The organism is Streptomyces sp. NPDC102270 (genome assembly GCF_044766405.1).
GTDB lineage: Bacteria > Actinomycetota > Actinomycetes > Streptomycetales > Streptomycetaceae > Streptomyces.
The window spans coordinates 350,090-366,335 of sequence record NZ_JBIWLX010000001.1; the positions used below are offsets into that span (position 1 = coordinate 350,090).

Consider the following 16,246-nt stretch of genomic DNA (forward strand, 5'->3'; position numbering starts at 1 on the left):
GGGTCGACTGGGCCGAGCGCGGACCCGGGGCCCGCTTCCGGATCAGCCAGGCCGGGCACCAACCCCGGACCCACTTCCAGACCAGCCACGCCGGGCACCAACCCTGGGCCGGCTTCCGGGTCGGCCGGGTCTGCGTCCGGCGCGGGCCCCGCTTCCAGGCCAGCCACACCGGACGCCAACCCCGAACCCACTTCCAGACCAGCCACACCGGACGCCAACCCTGGGCCGGCTTCCGGGTCGGCCGGGTCTGCGTCCGGCGCGGGCCCCGCTTCCAGGCCAGCCACACCGGGCACCAACCCTGGGCCGGCTTCCGGGTCGGCCGGGTCTGCGTCCGGCGCGGGCCCCGCTTCCAGGCCAGCCACGCCGGGCACCAACCCCGAACCCACTTCCAGACCAGCCACACCGGGCACCAACCCTGGGCCGGCTTCCGGGTCGGCCGGGTCTGCGTCCGGCGCGGGCCCCGCTTCCGGGTGCACCAGCTCTGGCCCCAACCCCCGCCCACCTTCCGGCCCCTCCGGCTGTGGCCCCACCCCCCGCCCACCTTCCGGCTCCCCCGGCTCTGGCCCCACCCCCCGCCCCGCCTCCGGGCCGCGCGGCTCCAGCTCTGCTCCCGGCCTTGCCTCCGCGTCCCGCTCCAGCTCTACCCCCGCCCCCCTCCTCGCCGACGCCCCGCTTCCCGTGCCCACGGCCCGTGGTGCCGCCGGCCCGCCCGCCGGGGTTCCCGAACTTCCTCCCGCTTCCCGGCGTTTCCTCGCCAAGGCCACCGCCGTGACCGCCGCCCTGTCCGTCGCCGGGGCGTTGCTCGGGCTGGTGCGGGATCAGTCGCTGGCCCGGCTGTTCGGGGCCGGGAGCGGGACGGACGCCTTCCTGGTGGCGTGGACCGTGCCGGAGTTCGCGTCCACGCTGCTGATCGAGGACGGGCTGGCCTTCGTACTGATCCCGGCGTTCAGCCTGGCCCTCGCGCGGCGTGCCCAGGGTGCCCCCGGCGACCCGGTCCGCGCCCTGGTCGCCGCCACGCTGCCCCGTCTGACCCTGGTCTTCGTCGCCGCGTCCGCGCTGATCGTCGCCACCGCCCCCTACCTGGTCGAGGTCCTGGCGCCGGGCCTGCCCGACCCCGCCCTGGCCGTGGACTGCACCCGGCTCACCGCGACCTGTGTGCTGAGCTTCGGGCTCGCCGGGTACTGCAGCGCGGTGCTGCGGGCACACCGGCAGTTCCTGATGTCGGGCACGATCTACGTGGCGTACAACGCCGGCATCATCGCGGCAATGTTCGTGCTGGGCGGCGACTGGGGGGTGCGTTCGGCCGCCGTGGGTGTCGCGGCCGGCGGTGCCCTGATGGTGGCGGTGCAACTTCCTGCGGTGTGGCGGCAGTTGCGGCGCTCTCCGGTGCGTCGGGAGGAGCCCGCCGAGACCCCGGACCGCGCGGTGACCCTGGCACTCGTCGCCCCCGTCCTCCTCTTCGCGCTGTGCCGGCAGTCCCAGGTCCTCGTGGAGCGCTTCCTCGCCTCCGCCCTGCCCGCCGGGGCCATCTCGCACCTGAACTACGCGCAGAAGGTGGCCCAGATCCCGATGACCCTGTCGCTGATGCTGTGCACGGTCACCTTCCCGGTGGTCGCGCGGGCGCTGGCCGACGGGGACACCGAGCGGGCCCGTGCCCGGGTGGAGCGGGACCTGGCGCTGGCCGCCTGCATGGTGCTGCTCGGTGCGGCCACGGTGATCGCGTGCGCCCCGCAGATCATCGAAGTCCTCTTCCAGCGCGGCGCGTTCACCGCCCGGGACACGGCGGCCACGGCGGATGTGATGCGCGTGTACGCCCTCGGGCTGCTCGGCCAGACCCTGGTCGGCGTACTGGTCCGCTCGTACTTCTCGGCGGGCCGCCCCACCTGGTACCCGGTCTGCGCGATGGCCGGGGGCATCCTCGTCACCTCGTGGTCCGGCGCCTTGGCGGTGGGCCCCTGGGGCGTGTCCGGGATCGCCGCCGCCAACGCCGCCGGGATCACCGTGACGGCGGCGCTGTTGCTCGCCGGCATGGGGACGGCGTACCGGGGCGTCGCGCGCGGTATCCCCGTCCGCACCCGGCAGGTGCTCGCGGAGCTGAGCCGGCCGGTGTGTGCGGCCGCCGTCGCGACGCCGGCGGGCGCGCTCGTCGCGAGCCGCACCGGGGAGCCGCTGCCGGGACTCCTCGTGGGAGCGGCGACCGTGGCCACCGTATTCGTCCTGCTCGGCCTGGCCCTGGGCGCCCAGGGCTTCGCACCCGCCCTCCGTTCCGTACGGGCCGCGGCCCGTGCCCTCACCCGAAGGCTCACGCATGGCCGTTGACTCCTCCGCAGGCACCCGCGCGGCGCCCCGCCGCGGTCCCGCTCCCTGGGTGGCGATGTACCACTCGGTGTCCGACTGCTCGGACGACCCGTACCGCATCACCGTCACTCCCGACCGGCTGGAGCAGCAGCTGAGATGGCTCGCCCTGCGGGGGGTGCGGGGCGTGTCCATGGCCGAGTTGCTGGCCGCACGCGCGCGCGGCGAGGGCCGGCGCCTGGCGGGGCTCACCTTCGACGACGGCTACGCCGACTTCGTCGACCACGCCCTGCCCGTGCTGCGCCGGCTGGACTTCGGCGCCACCCTCTTCGTACTGCCCGGCCGGCTCGGCGGCGACAACGCCTGGGATCCGCTGGGCCCGCGCAAGCCGCTCCTGACGGCCGACGGCATCCGGCAGGCGGCGCGGGCGGGGATCGAGATCGGCTCGCACGGACTGACGCACATCGACCTGACGGCGGCGGACGACCTCCGGCTGAAGGCCGAGGTCGTCGAGAGCCGGGCCGCGCTGGAGGACCTGCTCGAGGCACCGGTGGAGGGCTTCTGCTACCCCTACGGCACGCTCGACCGGCGGACCGTCGAGGCCGTACGGAGCGCCGGATACCGGTACGCCTGCGGCATCGACCCCGGCCCGCTCACCGGTCCGCACGCCTTCCCCCGCGTCCACGTCGGACAGAACGACGACGCCGTACGCCTGTTCCTGAAGTACCGGCTGCACCGGCTGCGGCGCCGCCCCGTGGAGGGTCTGTGACATGAGGGCCCTGCACATCATCACCGGCCTCGGCGTCGGCGGCGCCGAGCAGCAACTGCGGCTGCTGCTGCGGCACCTGCCCGTCGACTGCGAGGTCGTGACGCTCACCAACCCGGGCGCGGTCGCCGACGGGCTCACGGCGGACGGGGTGCGGGTCACGCACCTCGGCATGGCCGGCAACCGCGACCTGGCCGCGCTGCCCCGGCTGGTCCGGCTCATCCGCCGGGGCCGCTACGACCTCGTCCACACCCATCTCTACCGTGCCTGCGTCTATGGCCGGCTCGCCGCGCGCCTCGCGGGCGTCCGGGCGGTCGTGGCCACCGAACACTCCCTCGGCGACTCGCAGATGGAGGGGCGCAGGCTCACCTCGGGTGTCCGGGCGCTGTATCTGGCCAGTGAGCGGCTCGGCCGTTCCACCGTCGCCGTCTCCCCCACGGTCGCCGACCGGCTCAGGCGCTGGGGGGTGCCGGCGCCGCGGATCGAGGTCGTGCCGAACGGCATCGACCTGGACCGCTTCCGCTTCGACCCGGAGCGGCGACTGCGCACCCGGCAACGGCTCGGACTGCCGGAGACCGCGTACGTCGTCGGCGGCATCGGCCGGCTCACGGCGGCCAAGCGGTTCGACGTACTCATCCACGCACTCGCCCAACTTCCCGAGAGCTTTTGGCTGTTGCTGGTCGGCGGTGGGCCCGAGGAGCACGTCCTGCGGCGCTCCGCGCACGCGGCCGGGGTGGCGGACCGCGTCCTGTTCACCGGCGAACGCCCCTGCGTACCCGACGGATCTCCCGGTCCCGACCTTCCCTCGCTCACCTCCGCGATGGATCTGCTCGCCTCGCCGTGCCCCGAGGAGGCGTTCGGTCTGGCCGTCGTGGAGGGCCTCGCCGCCGGGCTGCCCGTGCGCTACGCCGCCTGTCCCGCGGTCGAGGACCTGCCCCCGCACTCCGCGCCGGCCGCGCGCCGTGTGACCGGCGGCCCCGACGCGTTCGCCCGGGCGCTGGCGGCGGCCCGCGCCGAGGGCCCCCTCCCGCGCACCGTGCCGGACGCCGCCCACCACTACAGCATCGCCCGCAGCGCCGCGCGGCTCATGGACGTCTACGCGGCGGCCCACTCCTCGCCCTCGTCACCTCACGGAGTCAGTTCCTCATGACCGAGAATCCCACCGGCGCCCGCCGCCCGTCCCGCGTCCTCACCCGGGCGAGGTCGCTGCCGGCCTGGTCCCTGCTGGCGGCCGGTGTCCTCGCCGGCGGTCTGCTCGGCGGCACGTACGGCCTGGTCAGGACGCCGACGTACACGGCCACCAGCTATGTCGTCGCCGTACCGACCGAGAAGTCCGACTCAGCGACCGCGCTGGGCTTCGCGCAGGCCTACGGCCGGGTCGCCCCACAGCTCGCGGTGCTCGGGGACGCGCAGGTGTGGGCGGGCGTGCCGGTGAAGACGCTGCAGTCGAGCGTGCAGACGGCGACCTCGCCGGACGCGCCGATGGTCGCGATCACGGCCACCTCCTCGCGCCCGGACCTCGCCGCCGACATGGCCAACGCCGTCTCGCGCGCGCTGACCCGGCATGCGAACGACTCCCGGGCCGACACCCATGTCGAGCTCCGGCAGTTCGCCCGCGCCACCCGCCCCGGCGCACCGTCCTCGGCGTCCCCGGCGGTGACGGGTCTGGTGGGGGCGAGCGCGGGCGGTCTGCTCGGCGGCCTGGTGCTGCTGGTCCGGCCCCGGCGGGCCACGGAGGAACCCGCACGACCGCCGTCCGTACCCAGCCCGGCCGCCGCCGCCGATGTCCACGGACAGCTGTGAAGTACACCGTGGAACTCGTCACCGACGACACCGTCTTCGCCGAACTAGCCCCGGACTGGCGTGAGTTGTACGGAAGGTGCGCGGCGGCGACCCCGTTCCAGAGCCATGCCTGGCTGCACTCGTGGTGGCTGTCCTACGGCCGACGCGGCCGGCTGCGCCTCCTGCTGGTCCGTGACGGCCGTGAGCTCGTCGCCGCCGCCCCGCTGATGCGGGTACGGCGTCCGGTGCCGACGCTCGTGCCGCTCGGCGGGGCGATCTCCGACTACGGGGACGTACTGCTGGACGACGAGCGCGGCGAGGAGGCGGTGGCCGCCCTCACCGAGGGGCTCGCCTCGGCGGCCCGCACCGCGCTGATCGACTTCCGCGAGGTACGGCCCGGGGGCGCGGCCGAGCGGATCTACGACCGCTGGCGCGGCCCGCGTCGACGGGTGAGCGACTCGCTGTGCCTGGAGCTGCCGGCCGTACCGATGGACGAGCTGGTCGCCCGGCTGCCCTCGGCGAAGGCCCAGCGGGTGCGGGCCAAGCTGCGCAAGCTGACCGCGCTCGGCGTCGAGCGTCAGGTGGTGCGGCCGGAGGAGGTGGACACGGCGCTGCGGCGGCTCCTGGAACTGCACCGGCTCCAGTGGCAGGGGCGGAAGGTGACGTCGGAGCATCTGCGGCCGCGGTTCTGTGACCACCTGGTGCGGTCGGTGGAGCCGATGGTGCGCTCGGGGGACGCCGTGGTCACCGAGTTCCGTCTCGGCGAGGACGTGGTGGCCGTGGACCTGACACTGCTGTCGCGACGGCTGGCGGGCGGCTATCTCTACGGCGCCCATCCGCGGCTGCGGGAGAGCAAGGCGGACGTGGCGGTGATGCTGCTCGACGCGTGCGCCGAGCACACCCGTTCCGGCGGGCGCGGCACGCTGAGCCTGCTGCGCGGCAACGAGCCGTACAAGCATCACTGGCGCCCCGAACCGGTCGTCAACCAGCGGTTGTTGCTGGCCCGGCGGCGCACCGCCCCGCTGCTGTCGGCGACGCTGTGCGACGTGGCCGCCCGCCAGCGGGGCAAGGAACTGGTGCGACGGTGGAGGGAGCGCGGTGGCGACGGGCCATGACCGACCCGCCGCCACCGGGGTCTCACCGGCTGCGCGACCACCAGTCGAGGCGCAGGCACAGCTTCCCGCCGAGCCAGTACTCGACCCAGTCGCCCAGCTGCACCGGGGAGCAGTTGGCCGGTGGCACGGGCGTGTCGGCCGGTGCGGTCGGTGCGGTCGGAGTGACGGGTACGGAAGGAGTGACCGGAGTCGTCGGTGCGGTGCTCCCGCCGGGCTCGTTCGGCTGCGGGGTGGGGTCGTCGGTGCGGCCGAAGAGCACGGACCGGTACACCTGCGAGGACCTGGGGTTGTCGGCGCACTGCCAGACACCGTGCGGACAGTAGTCCGTCACCGTGTTGTAGAGCGGCTTGTGCACGTCCATCCACGCGAGCATGCTCCGCATGTACGCGGAGTTGTCACCGTTGCGGAAGAGTCCCCACTCCGGGTAGGAGATGGGCTTACCGTGCGCCTTCGCGAAGTCCACCTGGGCCTGCAGGCCGTACGGCTCCTTCACCTGCTCGTCGAACGACAGCCCGGTCGGCTGGTCGTACGAATCCATGCCGATGATGTCGACCGTGTCGTCCCCGGGGTAGCACTGCGTCCAGGGAACGGCGTCCCGGCCGCGGCTCGGGGCGAAGTCGAAACGGAACTTCTGGCCCGGCACCGCGCGCATCGTGGTGACGATCCTCTTCCAGTACGTCTTCCACGCCTCCGGGTCGGGCCCGCAGCGGTGGGTGTACGTGGTGCCGTTCATCTCCCAGCCGAGGACGACGATCGTGTCCGGCACCTTCAGCTCGACCAGCCGCTCGGCGAGCGCGCGGAAGTGGCGGTCGAAGGCCCCGTCGGCGGCCCGGCGCAACAACTGCCGCACCTCGGCGTCGGAGACGTTCTCCTCGTTGCGCTCCATCATGGGCACGTTGAGGACGAGCATCCGGTCGGCCTGCCGGGTACGCCAGTCCGCCCAGACGTCGAGGAAGCCGTGCCGGCCCTCGATGTTGGTCCAGCGGTCGCCGGGCAGATAGGTGTGCCCGACGCGCAGCTCGGCACCGCCCAGCCAGTGGCTGAGCTCGGCGATCCGGGCCACGCCTCGGGGGCCATAGTCGAGGTAGGCGCCGAAGGCGGGGCTGACCTTCGCCGGCGGGACCGGCGTGACGGGGACGGGCGAGACCGGCGGCTCCGGCGGGCTCGGTGGGATCGGCGGGGTGACCGTCGGCGCCGGGACCGGCGGGGTGACCGTGGGTGTCGGAGCGGGAGGATCGGCGACCCGCGCCGTCCCCGCGGCGAAGCTCGGACCCGACGCCAGGACGACCGACGCGGCGACCGCCGCCATGGTGACCGCCAGTCGTCGGGAACGGGCCCCTCGCTGCTGTGAGGACATGCCTGCTCCTTTCTCTCCGATAACTGACACTCAGTCACATCAATATGACCAACGCCACCGCGGTTGCGGCTTTCGAGTGCACCGATCGCCCGCCCGAGTGAAACCACCCGAAGGAAATGCCCGTGTCGCTGCTCGACACCCGCGTCCCCGCCGTCCTGCTGCGGATCGACCGGAATCCCTTTCACCACGGAACGCTGGGGGCCGTACGCTCACTCGGCAGGGCAGGAGTCCAGGTCCATCTCGTCGCGGACGCCACCGGAAGTCCCGTACGCAATTCCCGCTTCGTACGCCAGATCCACCCCCCGCCGCCGCCCGGCGCCTCCCTCGCCGACATCGCCGCCGCACTGCGCCGGATCGCGACCGGTGTCGCGCGTCCGGCCGTGCTGATCCCGATGGACGACGCGAGCGGCATCGCGGTGGGCCGGCTGCGTGAGGAACTGGCCCCCGCCTACCTCCTGCCGCAGCAGCCGGGCACGCTGCCCGAACGCGTGGCCGACAAGGCGGAACTGGCCGGGGTGTGCGCGGCGGCGGGGGTGCCTCATCCGGAGACGGTCATCCCGGAGAGCGCGGAGCACGCCGCGAGCGCCGCCCGGGGACTGGGGCTCCCGTTGATCGCCAAGTGGAGCCGGCCCTGGCTGCTGCCTGCCGGGGCCGGGCTGCGCAGCACGGTCGTGGTCCGCTCGGCGCAGGAGGCGCGGGAACTGTATCTGCGGACCGGGGAGGCCGGCAGCCGACTGCTGCTACAGGCCTTTCTGCCTCCGGGCCCCGACCGTGACTGGTTCTTCCACGGCTACGCCGACCGGTCCGGGGCAGTGTGCGGCGGCGGCCCCGGCGTCAAGTCGCGGGCCTGGCCGCGCGGCGCCGGACTGACGGCGGTCGGCCGCTGGGCACCCAATCCGCAAGTGCAGCTGCTCGCCGAGCGGCTGGCGGGCGAGCTGGGCTACCGCGGCATCTTCGACCTCGACTTCCGCCGCTGCGGCACGACGGGGCGCTATCACCTGCTCGACTTCAACCCGCGCCCCGGGGCCCAGTTCCGGCTCTTCACCGACACCGCCGGGCTGGACGTCGTACGCGCCCTGCACCTGGACCTGACCCACCGTCCGCTGCCGGACGGGGCGCCGCTGCCGGGGCGGGAGTTCGTGGTGGAGAACTACGCCCCGCTGCACGCGCTGCGACCCGCCCCTCCCGCCGGCCGCGAACTGGCCTGGAACACGCGCGACGACCGGGGGCCCGGGCGGGCCCTGTGGGGTCTGTGGGGGCGCCATGTGTCGGGTCGGCTGCTGGATCGCGTGCGGGGGGCGGTGGGCGCGACCGCCTCCGCCGGCGAGTCGCCGACCGTCCTGCCCCACGCCCGGCCCCACGACCTGCCCCACGACCTGCCCCACGACCTGTCCGAGAACGTCTCCGATGACGTCTGTGACGAGAAAGCGAGCAGTTGTTGATGTACGACCTACTGGTGGTGGGCGCCGGGCCCTACGGCCTCTCCGTCGCCTCCCACGCCGCGGCCGCCGGGCTCAGGCTGCGTGTCTTCGGCCGCCCCATGGCGTCCTGGCGTGACCACATGCCCCGCGGCATGTTCCTCAAGTCGGAGCCCTGGGCCTCCAACCTCTCGGATCCGGACGGCCGTTGGCAGCTGGACCGGTACTGCGCGGACCAGCGGATGGCGGCCCGGCACGGGGAGCCGATCCCGGTGGAGACGTTCGCCGAGTACGGTCTGTGGTTCGCGCGCAACACCGCGCCCGAGGTCGACGAACGCATGGTGACCCGGGTGGCCCCCTGCCCCGGAGGCTTCGAGGCGGTCACGGAGGACGGACAGGTCGTGCACGCCCGTACGGTCGCCCTGGCGGTCGGCGTGATGCCCTTCGTCGAGATCCCGCCGGCCCTGCGCGACCTGCCCCCGTCCCTCGTCTCGCACAGCAGCCACCACCACGACCTCTCCCGCTTCCGCGGACGGGACGTGACGGTCGTCGGGGGCGGCCAGGCGGCGCTGGAGACCGCGGCCCTGCTCGCCGAACAGGGCACGCGGGTAAGGGTGTTGGTGCGCGCCGACCGCCTGTCCTGGAACGACGTGCCACCGCCGTGGGAACGCCCCTGGTGGCAGTCGGCCCGCGCCCCGCACAGCGGCCTGGGCTGCGGCTGGCGCAACTGGTTCTACGCCGAACGCCCCGGCCTCTTCCACCGCCTCCCGGAATCGACCCGCATCCGCGTCGCCGCGTCGGCACTCGGCCCGGCGGGCGCGTGGTGGGTGAGGGACCGGGTCGAGGAGGCGGTCGAGGTCCTGCCCGGTCACGAGGTCGCGGCGGCGGGGCCGGTGCGGGACGGGGCCGGGGTACGGCTGGAGGTGGTGCACCGGACCGGCGGCGAGGGGCCCGGAGTCCTGGCGACCCTGGAGACCGACCACGTCATCTCGGCCACCGGATTCACGGCCACCTGTGACCGCCTGACCCTTCTCTCCCCCGACCTGCGCGCCGGCCTCACGAGCGGCGCGGCCGGTTCACCCCGGGTGACCTCCGTCTTCGAGTCCTCGCACCGCGGCCTGTTCCTGGCCGGTCTGATCACCGCGCCGGGGTTCGGCCCGGCGATGCGGTTCGTGCACGGGGCGGCCTACACCGCGGGGACGCTGGTACGGGGAGTGCGGCGCCGGCTGCGGGCCGGGGACGTGGGAGCGGTGGTTCCGGCGCCGGAGAGGCGGGGGCACAGCGGGGCACCGGCGGGTGCGCGCGGCTGACGCCCGTCGGGCCTCGGGCGCGGTGTCCCGGGTACCGGGCCGCGGGTGCCGGACGTTCACTGTCCGGCACCCGGCGCGCTACCGTCGGGAGGCGGCTCGGCCGCGGCGGTACAGGACGACCCCACCCACGATCATCGCGGCGCTGGCACCGGAAGCGGCCAGCATGGCCTCGGCACCGGTGTGCGGCAGCTGGGGCGGAGGCGTGTGATGACCACCGGGAGGCGGGCTGTTCTCGTCACCGGGCGGAGGCGTGTGGTCACCGCCCGGGGGTGGCGTGTGGTCACCGCCAGGGGGTGGCGTGTGGTCACCCGGAGGTGGGGTGTGGTCGCCCGCGGGTGGGGTGTGGTCACCCGGCGGAGGCGTGTGATCGCCAGGAGGCGGCGTGTGGTCACCCGGAGGTGGGGTGTGCTCGCCCGGGGGTGGCGTGTGGTCACCCGGCGGAGGCGTGTGATCGCCAGGAGGCGGCGTGTGGTCACCGCCAGGGGGTGACGTGTGGCCGCCGGGCGGAGGCGTGTGGTGATCACCAGGCGGAGGCGTCTGGTCCCCGTACCCGCCGCCCTCCTCCTGCCCGGAGTCGCCCCCGTACCCGCCGCCCCCTTCGTCCCCGGAGTCGCCGCCGTAACCGGAGTCGTCGCCGTGCGGCACGCCGCGTGAGCCGTGTCTGCCGGAACTCGGTTCATCGGCACAGGAGTTGCCGAACGCCGGATCGAGCGCGGCGACCACGTCGACGGAGTCTCCGCAGGCGTTGACCGGCACCTCGACGGGCGCCGCCACACTGTCGCCGGACAGGACACCGGACGAATCCGTGGCGACCCCGCTCGCGTGCGTGTCGGCGAGGACGGGGCTGCTGCACAGGGACAGAATGCTTGTCGCGGCGGCGGCCGCGACCATTCCCCTACTCAGGGCCTGTCGCAATCTCGTTGTCTTCCTGCTTGTAGAAGTGGGAAAAGCCGGCCCCGGACGGAATCGAGCGGTCCAAGGCCGGCCAGGACAGCCGGTACGACTGAGGTGTTACGTGGTCAGTGGTTCACGCACACGTTGCCGAACGCCGGGTTCAGCAGACCGACCACGTTGACGGAGTTGCCGCACACGTTGACCGGGATGTGGATCGGAACCTGCACCACGTTGCCGGAGAGGAAACCCGGGGAACCGATGGCGGCACCCTGAGCGTCGGCGTCCGCGAAGGCCGGGGCGGCCACGCCGAAGGCCATGATCATGCCCGCGGCGACAGCGGCGGTCTTCTTCATGAGATTTCCCTTCTCTGCGGTCATGCCCCTTTGTCGGCATGTGACCGAGCGAGCACAGACGGAACGGCTCGCGTCATGACCAGCAGGCTGTAGAACGAGGGATAGCCGACGGAGAAACTACCGAACGCGTGGCGCGGGAGAATTCACTCGATTGCACTCCGCGGTCACTCTTTTCACCTTCGGCGAGACGGTGAAAAAGGCAACGCAAAAGAACGGACGACCCACAGACAGTGCTGCGGGCCGCCCGGTCGGTCGGATTCCGCTCAGCCCTCGGTGGCGGCCGACAGAACCGACAGGTCCTCGAGAACGTGCGACAGCGCGCCGTCCCGCTTGGACTGGGTGGAGTTGTCGGAGCACTGCTGGGTCAGCTGGTCCGACAGGATCGGCACGTCCTGGACGTTGACGACCTGCAGGACACCGACGTTGGTGTCGCTCAGGCCGAGGCACGGCTTGTTGAGCGTGCCCTGGACCAGCGAGAGCTGGGGGCTCATGTCACCCTTGGTCGCCGAATTGCCGAACGACGACGTGGCGCCGTTACCGTTCTGCACGGTCGGCCCGTTGTCGTTGCCGATGGCAAGCGCCGTCGGAGCTGCCGCCACCGACATTCCGACGACAGAAGCGGTGACCGCCGCGGCGGCCATTGCCTTCTTAAGCACTTCGCGTTCCTTTCCTCGTAGCGACACAATGCCCTACTGCCACAATCAACCCGGCACGTGAGGAATGGTTGCGGGCGTTCACTCCATTGGCCCTATGGCTCTTCAGGGGCTCCCGGCGGTCATCGGGTTCCGGGCCGCTCCTCGCTATCCGCCGTCGGAGTGAAGGGGAGAAACCTCGGCAGGGGCACACAGTTAGCCAGAACGCTCCGGTCCACGGGGCTTCCTCAGAAAGGACTGGCCAGTGATCAAGAAGATTGTTGCCACCGCGGCGATGGCCGCGTCCGCCATGGGTGCCTCCGCCGCCGCGGCTCCGCAGGCACTCGCGATCGGCAACGACCAGGGGCCGACCGTGGCGAACGGCAACGGTGCGTGGCAGAGCTTCGGCAACTCGAGCACCTACGGGAACATGAGCCCGCAGATGGCGCTGATCCAGGGTTCCTTCAACAAGCCCTGCCTCGCCGTCAGCGACCTGCCCATCGGTGTGCTCCAGGTCGTCAATGTCCAGGACGTGCCGATCCTGTCGGACCAGCAGACCCAGCAGTGTGCCGAGAACTCGACCCAGGCCAAGCGGGACGGTGCGCTGGCCCACCTGCTGGAGGACGTGTCGATCCTGTCCACCGCCCAGGAGTCCAACGGCAAGAAGTCCGACGACAAGAAGTCCGACCACTGATTCCGGGCCTCACTGGTCGAGGCCGAAGGGGCCGCCGAGCATCTCGGCGGCCCCTTCGGCATGTCAGCGCCCGTACAGCGCCTCGATCTCCCGCGCGTAGGCCGCCGTCACCACATGCCGCTTGACCTTCAGGGACGGCGTGAGCATGCCGTTGTCCTCGGTGAACTCCCCCTCGACCAGCCGGAAGGCGCGGATCGACTCGGCGCGGGAGACGGCCGCGTTGGCGTGGTCGACGGCCTTCTGGATGTCGGCGCGCAGCCGTTCGTCCTTGACGAGTTCGGCGTGCGGGGTGTCGGCGGGCAGCCCCCGGACCGACAGCCAGTGGGCCATCGCCTCGGGGTCGAGGGTGATCAGGGCGGCGACGAAGGGGCGGTTGTCGCCGACGACGAGGCACTGGCCGACGGGGGCCTGGCTGCGCAGCCGGTCCTCCAGGACGGCCGGGGAGACGTTCTTGCCGCCGGAGGTGACGAGGAGGTCCTTCTTGCGGCCGGTGATGGTGAGATAGCCGTCCTCGTCGAGGGCGCCGAGGTCGCCGGTGGCGAACCACTCGTCCTTGAGGACGGCGTCGGTGGCCTCGGGGTTGTTCCAGTAGGCGCCGAAGACGACCCCGCCCTTGATGAGGACCTCGCCGTCGTCGGCGATGCGGATCGAGGTGCCGGGAATCGGCTGTCCGACCGTGCCGGGGCGGGGATGCAGGGGCGGGACGATGGTGGCGGCGGCGCTGGTCTCGGTGAGGCCGTAGCCCTCGTAGATGATGATCCCGGCCGCGGAGAAGAAGAGGTTGAGTTCGCGGTCCAGGGGTGAGCCGCCGCTGATGGCGTAGCGCATGCGGCCGCCGAGTTCCTTGCGGATACGGCGGTAGACCAGCAGGTCGTACAGGCCCCAGGCGGCGTAGAGGCCGGGGCCCGGCCCCTTGCCCCGGCCAAGGAACCTGTTCAGGTACGCCTCGCCGAAGCGGACGCCGACGCGGTGGGCGCGGTCGAAGGAGGCGGCGCGGCCCATCTTCTCGGCGGTGGCGCGGCCGGTGGCGTGGATCTTCTCGAAGAGGTACGGCACGCCGACCAGGAAGGTGGGCCGGAACTCCTTGAGTGCCGGGCGCAGTTCGTCGGGCTTGATGCTCGGGCAGTGCCCGATCTCGATGCGGCCCATCAGACAGGCGATCTGGAGGGTGCGGCCCATGATGTGGGCGAGCGGGAGGAACAGGAGGGTGGAGGCGGTCTGGTCGGTGACCTCCTTGAAGATGGGGTGGAGCAGCTCGACGGTGTTGGCGGCCTCGGCGTGCAGGTTGGCGTGGGTGAGGACGCAGCCCTTGGGGCGGCCGGTGGTGCCGGAGGTGTAGCAGACGGTGGCGATGGTGTCGGGGGTCAGGGCGGCGCGGCGCTTGGTGACCTCCTCGTCGGGGAGGTCGCGACCGAGGGCGGTGAGTTCGTCGAGAGCTTCCGAGTCCAACCGCCATACGCGCGGCGTGACCGGGTGTCCCGCTGTGCCGGTGGTGACCGTGGCCGCGTTCTCGGCGTTCTCGGTCACGATGTGGCGGGCGCCGGAGTCGCGGACGATCCAGTCCACCTGCTCGGCGGAGGAGGTGGCGTAGACGGGGACGGTCTGGCCGCCGGCCGCCCAGATCGCGAAGTCCAGGACCGTCCACTCGTAGCGGGTGCGGGACATCACGGCGACTCGGCCGCCGGGTTCGACGCCGGCGGCGATCAACCCCTTGGCCACCGCGGTCACTTCGTGGGCGAAGGCGGCGGCCGTGACGGGCTTCCAGGCCTCCTTCTCCTTGCGGTGCAGCACCACTGTGTCGGGCATCTCGGCCGCGTTGGTGAAGGGGAGGTCCGCGATGCTCCCGGTGGTCGGGCGCGGGGCGAGGGGCGGTGTCCGGGCCTCGCGTACGACACCGTCCTCGTCCCTGATGACCTCGACCTTGGTGCGACTCGCCAGGTCGGTGCGCTGCTTCGCCCTCTTCAGGTCCTTGCGTACGCCCATGGTGGCTCCCCGGTCGGCTCCGACTGGGTGGCTAACTTACTCACAAGTAAGAAAAGGTCAATGGGTCCGGCGTCAGTCCGTGAGGTGCCGTGCCTGACGGATGGTGTCCGCGAGTTGGCGCACCGCGCTGTCCTCGGTCCGGTCCGCCAACTCCTCTGCCCAGTCGGCGAGTTCACCCAGGGAGGGCCTGCCCGGCAGGTGGTTGTCGGCGTAGTCGTCCCGCAGGGCGTCGGCGAAGTAGGCGGCCACCGCGTCGACCTGGAAGCGGGGGTCGGCGTCCCGCAGCGAACCGTCGAAGGTCTCCAGTGCGGCCGACTTCTCGTGCGGGGCGCGGGACTTGGGGTCCTGCCAGCGGACGGTGGCCGTGGCGAGGTGGCCGTCGGCGCCGGGGCGGGTGTGGACGGCGTAGAGCGCGGTGACCGTGTGGCCGGGGCCGACCTCGCCGCCGTCCACGCGGTCGTCGCGGAAGTCGTCGTCGGCGACACGGCGGTCGTCGTAGCCGATGAGGCGGAAGGAGGCCACGGTCTCGGGGTCGAAGGCGACCTGGGCCTTGGCGTCACGGGCGGTCAGGTCGATGTTCTGCGGGAGCTGCTCGCAGAAGACCTTCTCGGCGTCGTCGCCGGAGACGTAGACGGTGTGGCCGTCACCCTTGTCGGCGAGGCGTTCCATGAGGGCGTCGCCGTAGTTGCTGCCGACGCCGACGCCGAAGAGGGTGATGCCGTGCTCGCGGCGGGCGGTGTCGATGCGGTCGAGGATGGCGTCGGCGTCGGTCTCGCCGTCGTTGGCGAGGGCGTCGGAGATGAGGACGACCCGGTTGGTGGCGCCCTTGCGCAGGCCCTCGACGGCCGTCTTGTAGCCGGTCTCGACGCCCGCGCCGAGGTTGGTGGAGAACGTCGGCTCCAGGCTGTCGACGGCCTCGCGGATCCGGTCGCGGTGGCCGCCGAGGCGGGTCATCGGCAGGACCTTCCTGGCCCGGTCGCTGAAGGTGACGAGGGCGACCGAGTCGTCGTCGCGCAGCCGTTTCGTCATGGTGTCGAGGGACCGCTGGGCGAGGTCGAGGCGGCCGGGCTCGGACATGGAGCCGGAGATGTCGATGACGAAGGTGAGGGCGGCGGGCGCGCGGTCGTCCGCGTTGTCCGGTGCGCTCCTCGTGGCCAGGCCCACGCGGACCAGGGACCAGTCGTCGCGGTCGGTGCGGGCGCCGTCGACGGTGACCGTGAAGCCGTTGCCGTCGGGGCGCTTGTAGTCCTGGCGGAAGCTGTTGACGAACTCCTCGGGGCGGATCGTCGAGGGGGCGGGGCGGCGGCCCTCGGCGAGGGTGCGGCGGGCGTAGCCGTAGGAGGCGGTGTCCACGTCGAGGGCGAAGGTGGAGAGGTAGTCGGGGGACGGGGTGACCTGGTCACCCCGGGACTCCTGCGAATCCTGTTCGCCCTGTGGCTGGTTCGGGGCCGGGAAGGCCGGGGCGTTCGAGTCGCCCCTCGCTCCGTCGGCGCTGTTCCCGCCTCCGCTGTCGCCGTCACCGCAACCGGTGAGCAGGAGTCCGCCCGCCAGTGTGAGGGCGAGCATCACCTCTCGTGTCCGCTGTCGCTCCATCGCCGTACCCCCTGGGCCTGTTGACGTCGGCTTCTGCGACTGTGACGGGCCGGG

General features: G+C 72.6%; 15 protein-coding genes and 1 pseudogene. 9 read left to right on the forward strand and 7 right to left on the reverse strand.

Going from position 1 to position 16,246, the window contains the following annotated elements; genetic code table 11:
• Window positions 1–678: 678 nt before the first annotated feature.
• From murJ to ACIRP7_RS01520, 5 genes are read left to right on the forward strand one after another with little or no spacing between them, the layout of a single operon-like run.
• Window positions 679–2,319 carry a murein biosynthesis integral membrane protein MurJ gene (gene murJ, locus ACIRP7_RS01500; protein WP_403652365.1) on the forward strand — a complete coding sequence of 547 codons (1,641 nt, stop codon included), beginning with the start codon at window positions 679–681 and terminating at the stop codon, window positions 2,317–2,319.
• A complete protein-coding gene (locus tag ACIRP7_RS01505) occupies window positions 2,309–3,064 on the forward strand; it encodes a polysaccharide deacetylase family protein (protein WP_403652368.1) in 756 nt (251 codons plus the stop codon). The genes murJ and ACIRP7_RS01505 overlap by 11 nt, the downstream gene beginning before the upstream one ends.
• A 1-nt stretch (window position 3,065) precedes the next feature.
• Window positions 3,066–4,211 (forward strand): glycosyltransferase, encoded by a 1,146-nt coding sequence (locus tag ACIRP7_RS01510; protein ID WP_403652371.1) that lies wholly within the window; start codon window positions 3,066–3,068, stop codon window positions 4,209–4,211.
• On the forward strand, window positions 4,208–4,864 hold the full coding sequence (locus ACIRP7_RS01515) for a lipopolysaccharide biosynthesis protein (protein WP_403652374.1): 657 nt from the start codon (window positions 4,208–4,210) through the stop codon (window positions 4,862–4,864). Before ACIRP7_RS01510 ends, ACIRP7_RS01515 begins: the two co-directional genes overlap by 4 nt.
• On the forward strand, window positions 4,861–5,958 hold the full coding sequence (locus ACIRP7_RS01520; protein ID WP_403652377.1) for a GNAT family N-acetyltransferase: 1,098 nt from the start codon (window positions 4,861–4,863) through the stop codon (window positions 5,956–5,958). The genes ACIRP7_RS01515 and ACIRP7_RS01520 overlap by 4 nt, the downstream gene beginning before the upstream one ends.
• A 22-nt stretch (window positions 5,959–5,980) precedes the next feature.
• On the opposite strand, the gene ACIRP7_RS01525 is transcribed toward ACIRP7_RS01520, so the two are convergent.
• On the reverse strand, window positions 5,981–7,315 hold the full coding sequence (locus tag ACIRP7_RS01525) for a glycosyl hydrolase (protein WP_403652379.1): 1,335 nt from the start codon (window positions 7,313–7,315) through the stop codon (window positions 5,981–5,983).
• A 116-nt stretch (window positions 7,316–7,431) separates the two neighbouring features.
• Between ACIRP7_RS01525 and ACIRP7_RS01530 the strand changes: the two genes are divergently transcribed.
• The gene (locus tag ACIRP7_RS01530) at window positions 7,432–8,757 is read left to right on the forward strand and encodes an ATP-grasp domain-containing protein (protein WP_403652382.1); all 1,326 of its coding nucleotides are present in this window, start codon (window positions 7,432–7,434) and stop codon (window positions 8,755–8,757) included.
• Window positions 8,757–10,043: an NAD(P)-binding domain-containing protein gene (locus ACIRP7_RS01535; RefSeq protein ID WP_403652385.1), complete on the forward strand. Its 1,287-nt coding sequence runs from the start codon at window positions 8,757–8,759 to the stop codon at window positions 10,041–10,043. The genes ACIRP7_RS01530 and ACIRP7_RS01535 overlap by 1 nt, the downstream gene beginning before the upstream one ends.
• A gap of 78 nt (window positions 10,044–10,121) precedes the next feature.
• Here ACIRP7_RS01535 and ACIRP7_RS01540 read toward each other — a convergent pair whose 3' ends face one another.
• A complete protein-coding gene (locus ACIRP7_RS01540; RefSeq protein WP_352384387.1) occupies window positions 10,122–10,232 on the reverse strand; it encodes an LPXTG cell wall anchor domain-containing protein in 111 nt (36 codons plus the stop codon).
• 327 nt (window positions 10,233–10,559) lie between these two features.
• On the opposite strand from ACIRP7_RS01540, the gene ACIRP7_RS01545 reads away from it, so the two are divergent.
• Window positions 10,560–10,697 (forward strand): hypothetical protein, encoded by a 138-nt coding sequence (locus tag ACIRP7_RS01545; RefSeq protein ID WP_403653041.1) that lies wholly within the window; start codon window positions 10,560–10,562, stop codon window positions 10,695–10,697.
• Window positions 10,698–10,784: 87 nt separating this feature from the next.
• On the opposite strand, the pseudogene ACIRP7_RS01550 reads toward ACIRP7_RS01545, so the two are convergent.
• The 3 genes and pseudogenes from ACIRP7_RS01550 to ACIRP7_RS01560 all read right to left on the reverse strand — a co-directional run.
• Window positions 10,785–10,934 (reverse strand): annotated as a pseudogene (locus ACIRP7_RS01550) (chaplin family protein); the annotation flags it as partial.
• Window positions 10,935–11,062: 128 nt separating this feature from the next.
• The gene (locus tag ACIRP7_RS01555; protein ID WP_403652387.1) at window positions 11,063–11,290 is read right to left on the reverse strand and encodes a chaplin; all 228 of its coding nucleotides are present in this window, start codon (window positions 11,288–11,290) and stop codon (window positions 11,063–11,065) included.
• Window positions 11,291–11,553: 263 nt separating this feature from the next.
• Entirely contained in the window at window positions 11,554–11,946 is a 393-nt protein-coding gene (locus ACIRP7_RS01560) for a rodlin (RefSeq protein WP_403652390.1), read from the reverse strand.
• A gap of 241 nt (window positions 11,947–12,187) precedes the next feature.
• Here ACIRP7_RS01560 and ACIRP7_RS01565 point away from each other — a divergent pair, with 241 nt between their 5' ends.
• Window positions 12,188–12,616, forward strand: a complete 429-nt coding sequence (locus tag ACIRP7_RS01565) for a rodlin (RefSeq protein WP_403652392.1) — start codon at window positions 12,188–12,190, stop codon at window positions 12,614–12,616.
• 63 nt (window positions 12,617–12,679) lie between these two features.
• Here ACIRP7_RS01565 and ACIRP7_RS01570 read toward each other — a convergent pair whose 3' ends face one another.
• Entirely contained in the window at window positions 12,680–14,599 is a 1,920-nt protein-coding gene (locus tag ACIRP7_RS01570; protein ID WP_403652395.1) for an AMP-dependent synthetase/ligase, read from the reverse strand.
• Window positions 14,600–14,671: 72 nt separating this feature from the next.
• Window positions 14,672–16,192 (reverse strand): von Willebrand factor type A domain-containing protein, encoded by a 1,521-nt coding sequence (locus tag ACIRP7_RS01575; RefSeq protein WP_403652398.1) that lies wholly within the window; start codon window positions 16,190–16,192, stop codon window positions 14,672–14,674.
• Between the last annotated feature and the right edge of the window lie 54 nt (window positions 16,193–16,246).

What these genes read in the sequence shown, in the direction of transcription:
- ACIRP7_RS01505 (WP_403652368.1), top strand. Translation starts at nt 2,309, where the DNA reads ATGGCCGTTGACTCCTCCGCAGGCACCCGCGCGGCGCCCCGCCGCGGT.
- ACIRP7_RS01510 (WP_403652371.1), top strand. Translation starts at nt 3,066, where the DNA reads ATGAGGGCCCTGCACATCATCACCGGCCTCGGCGTCGGCGGCGCCGAG.
- ACIRP7_RS01515 (WP_403652374.1), top strand. Translation starts at nt 4,208, where the DNA reads ATGACCGAGAATCCCACCGGCGCCCGCCGCCCGTCCCGCGTCCTCACC.
- ACIRP7_RS01525 (WP_403652379.1), bottom strand. Translation starts at nt 7,315, where the DNA reads ATGTCCTCACAGCAGCGAGGGGCCCGTTCCCGACGACTGGCGGTCACC.
- ACIRP7_RS01530 (WP_403652382.1), top strand. Translation starts at nt 7,432, where the DNA reads ATGCCCGTGTCGCTGCTCGACACCCGCGTCCCCGCCGTCCTGCTGCGG.
- ACIRP7_RS01535 (WP_403652385.1), top strand. Translation starts at nt 8,757, where the DNA reads ATGTACGACCTACTGGTGGTGGGCGCCGGGCCCTACGGCCTCTCCGTC.
- ACIRP7_RS01555 (WP_403652387.1), bottom strand. Translation starts at nt 11,290, where the DNA reads ATGAAGAAGACCGCCGCTGTCGCCGCGGGCATGATCATGGCCTTCGGC.
- ACIRP7_RS01570 (WP_403652395.1), bottom strand. Translation starts at nt 14,599, where the DNA reads ATGGGCGTACGCAAGGACCTGAAGAGGGCGAAGCAGCGCACCGACCTG.
- ACIRP7_RS01575 (WP_403652398.1), bottom strand. Translation starts at nt 16,192, where the DNA reads ATGGAGCGACAGCGGACACGAGAGGTGATGCTCGCCCTCACACTGGCG.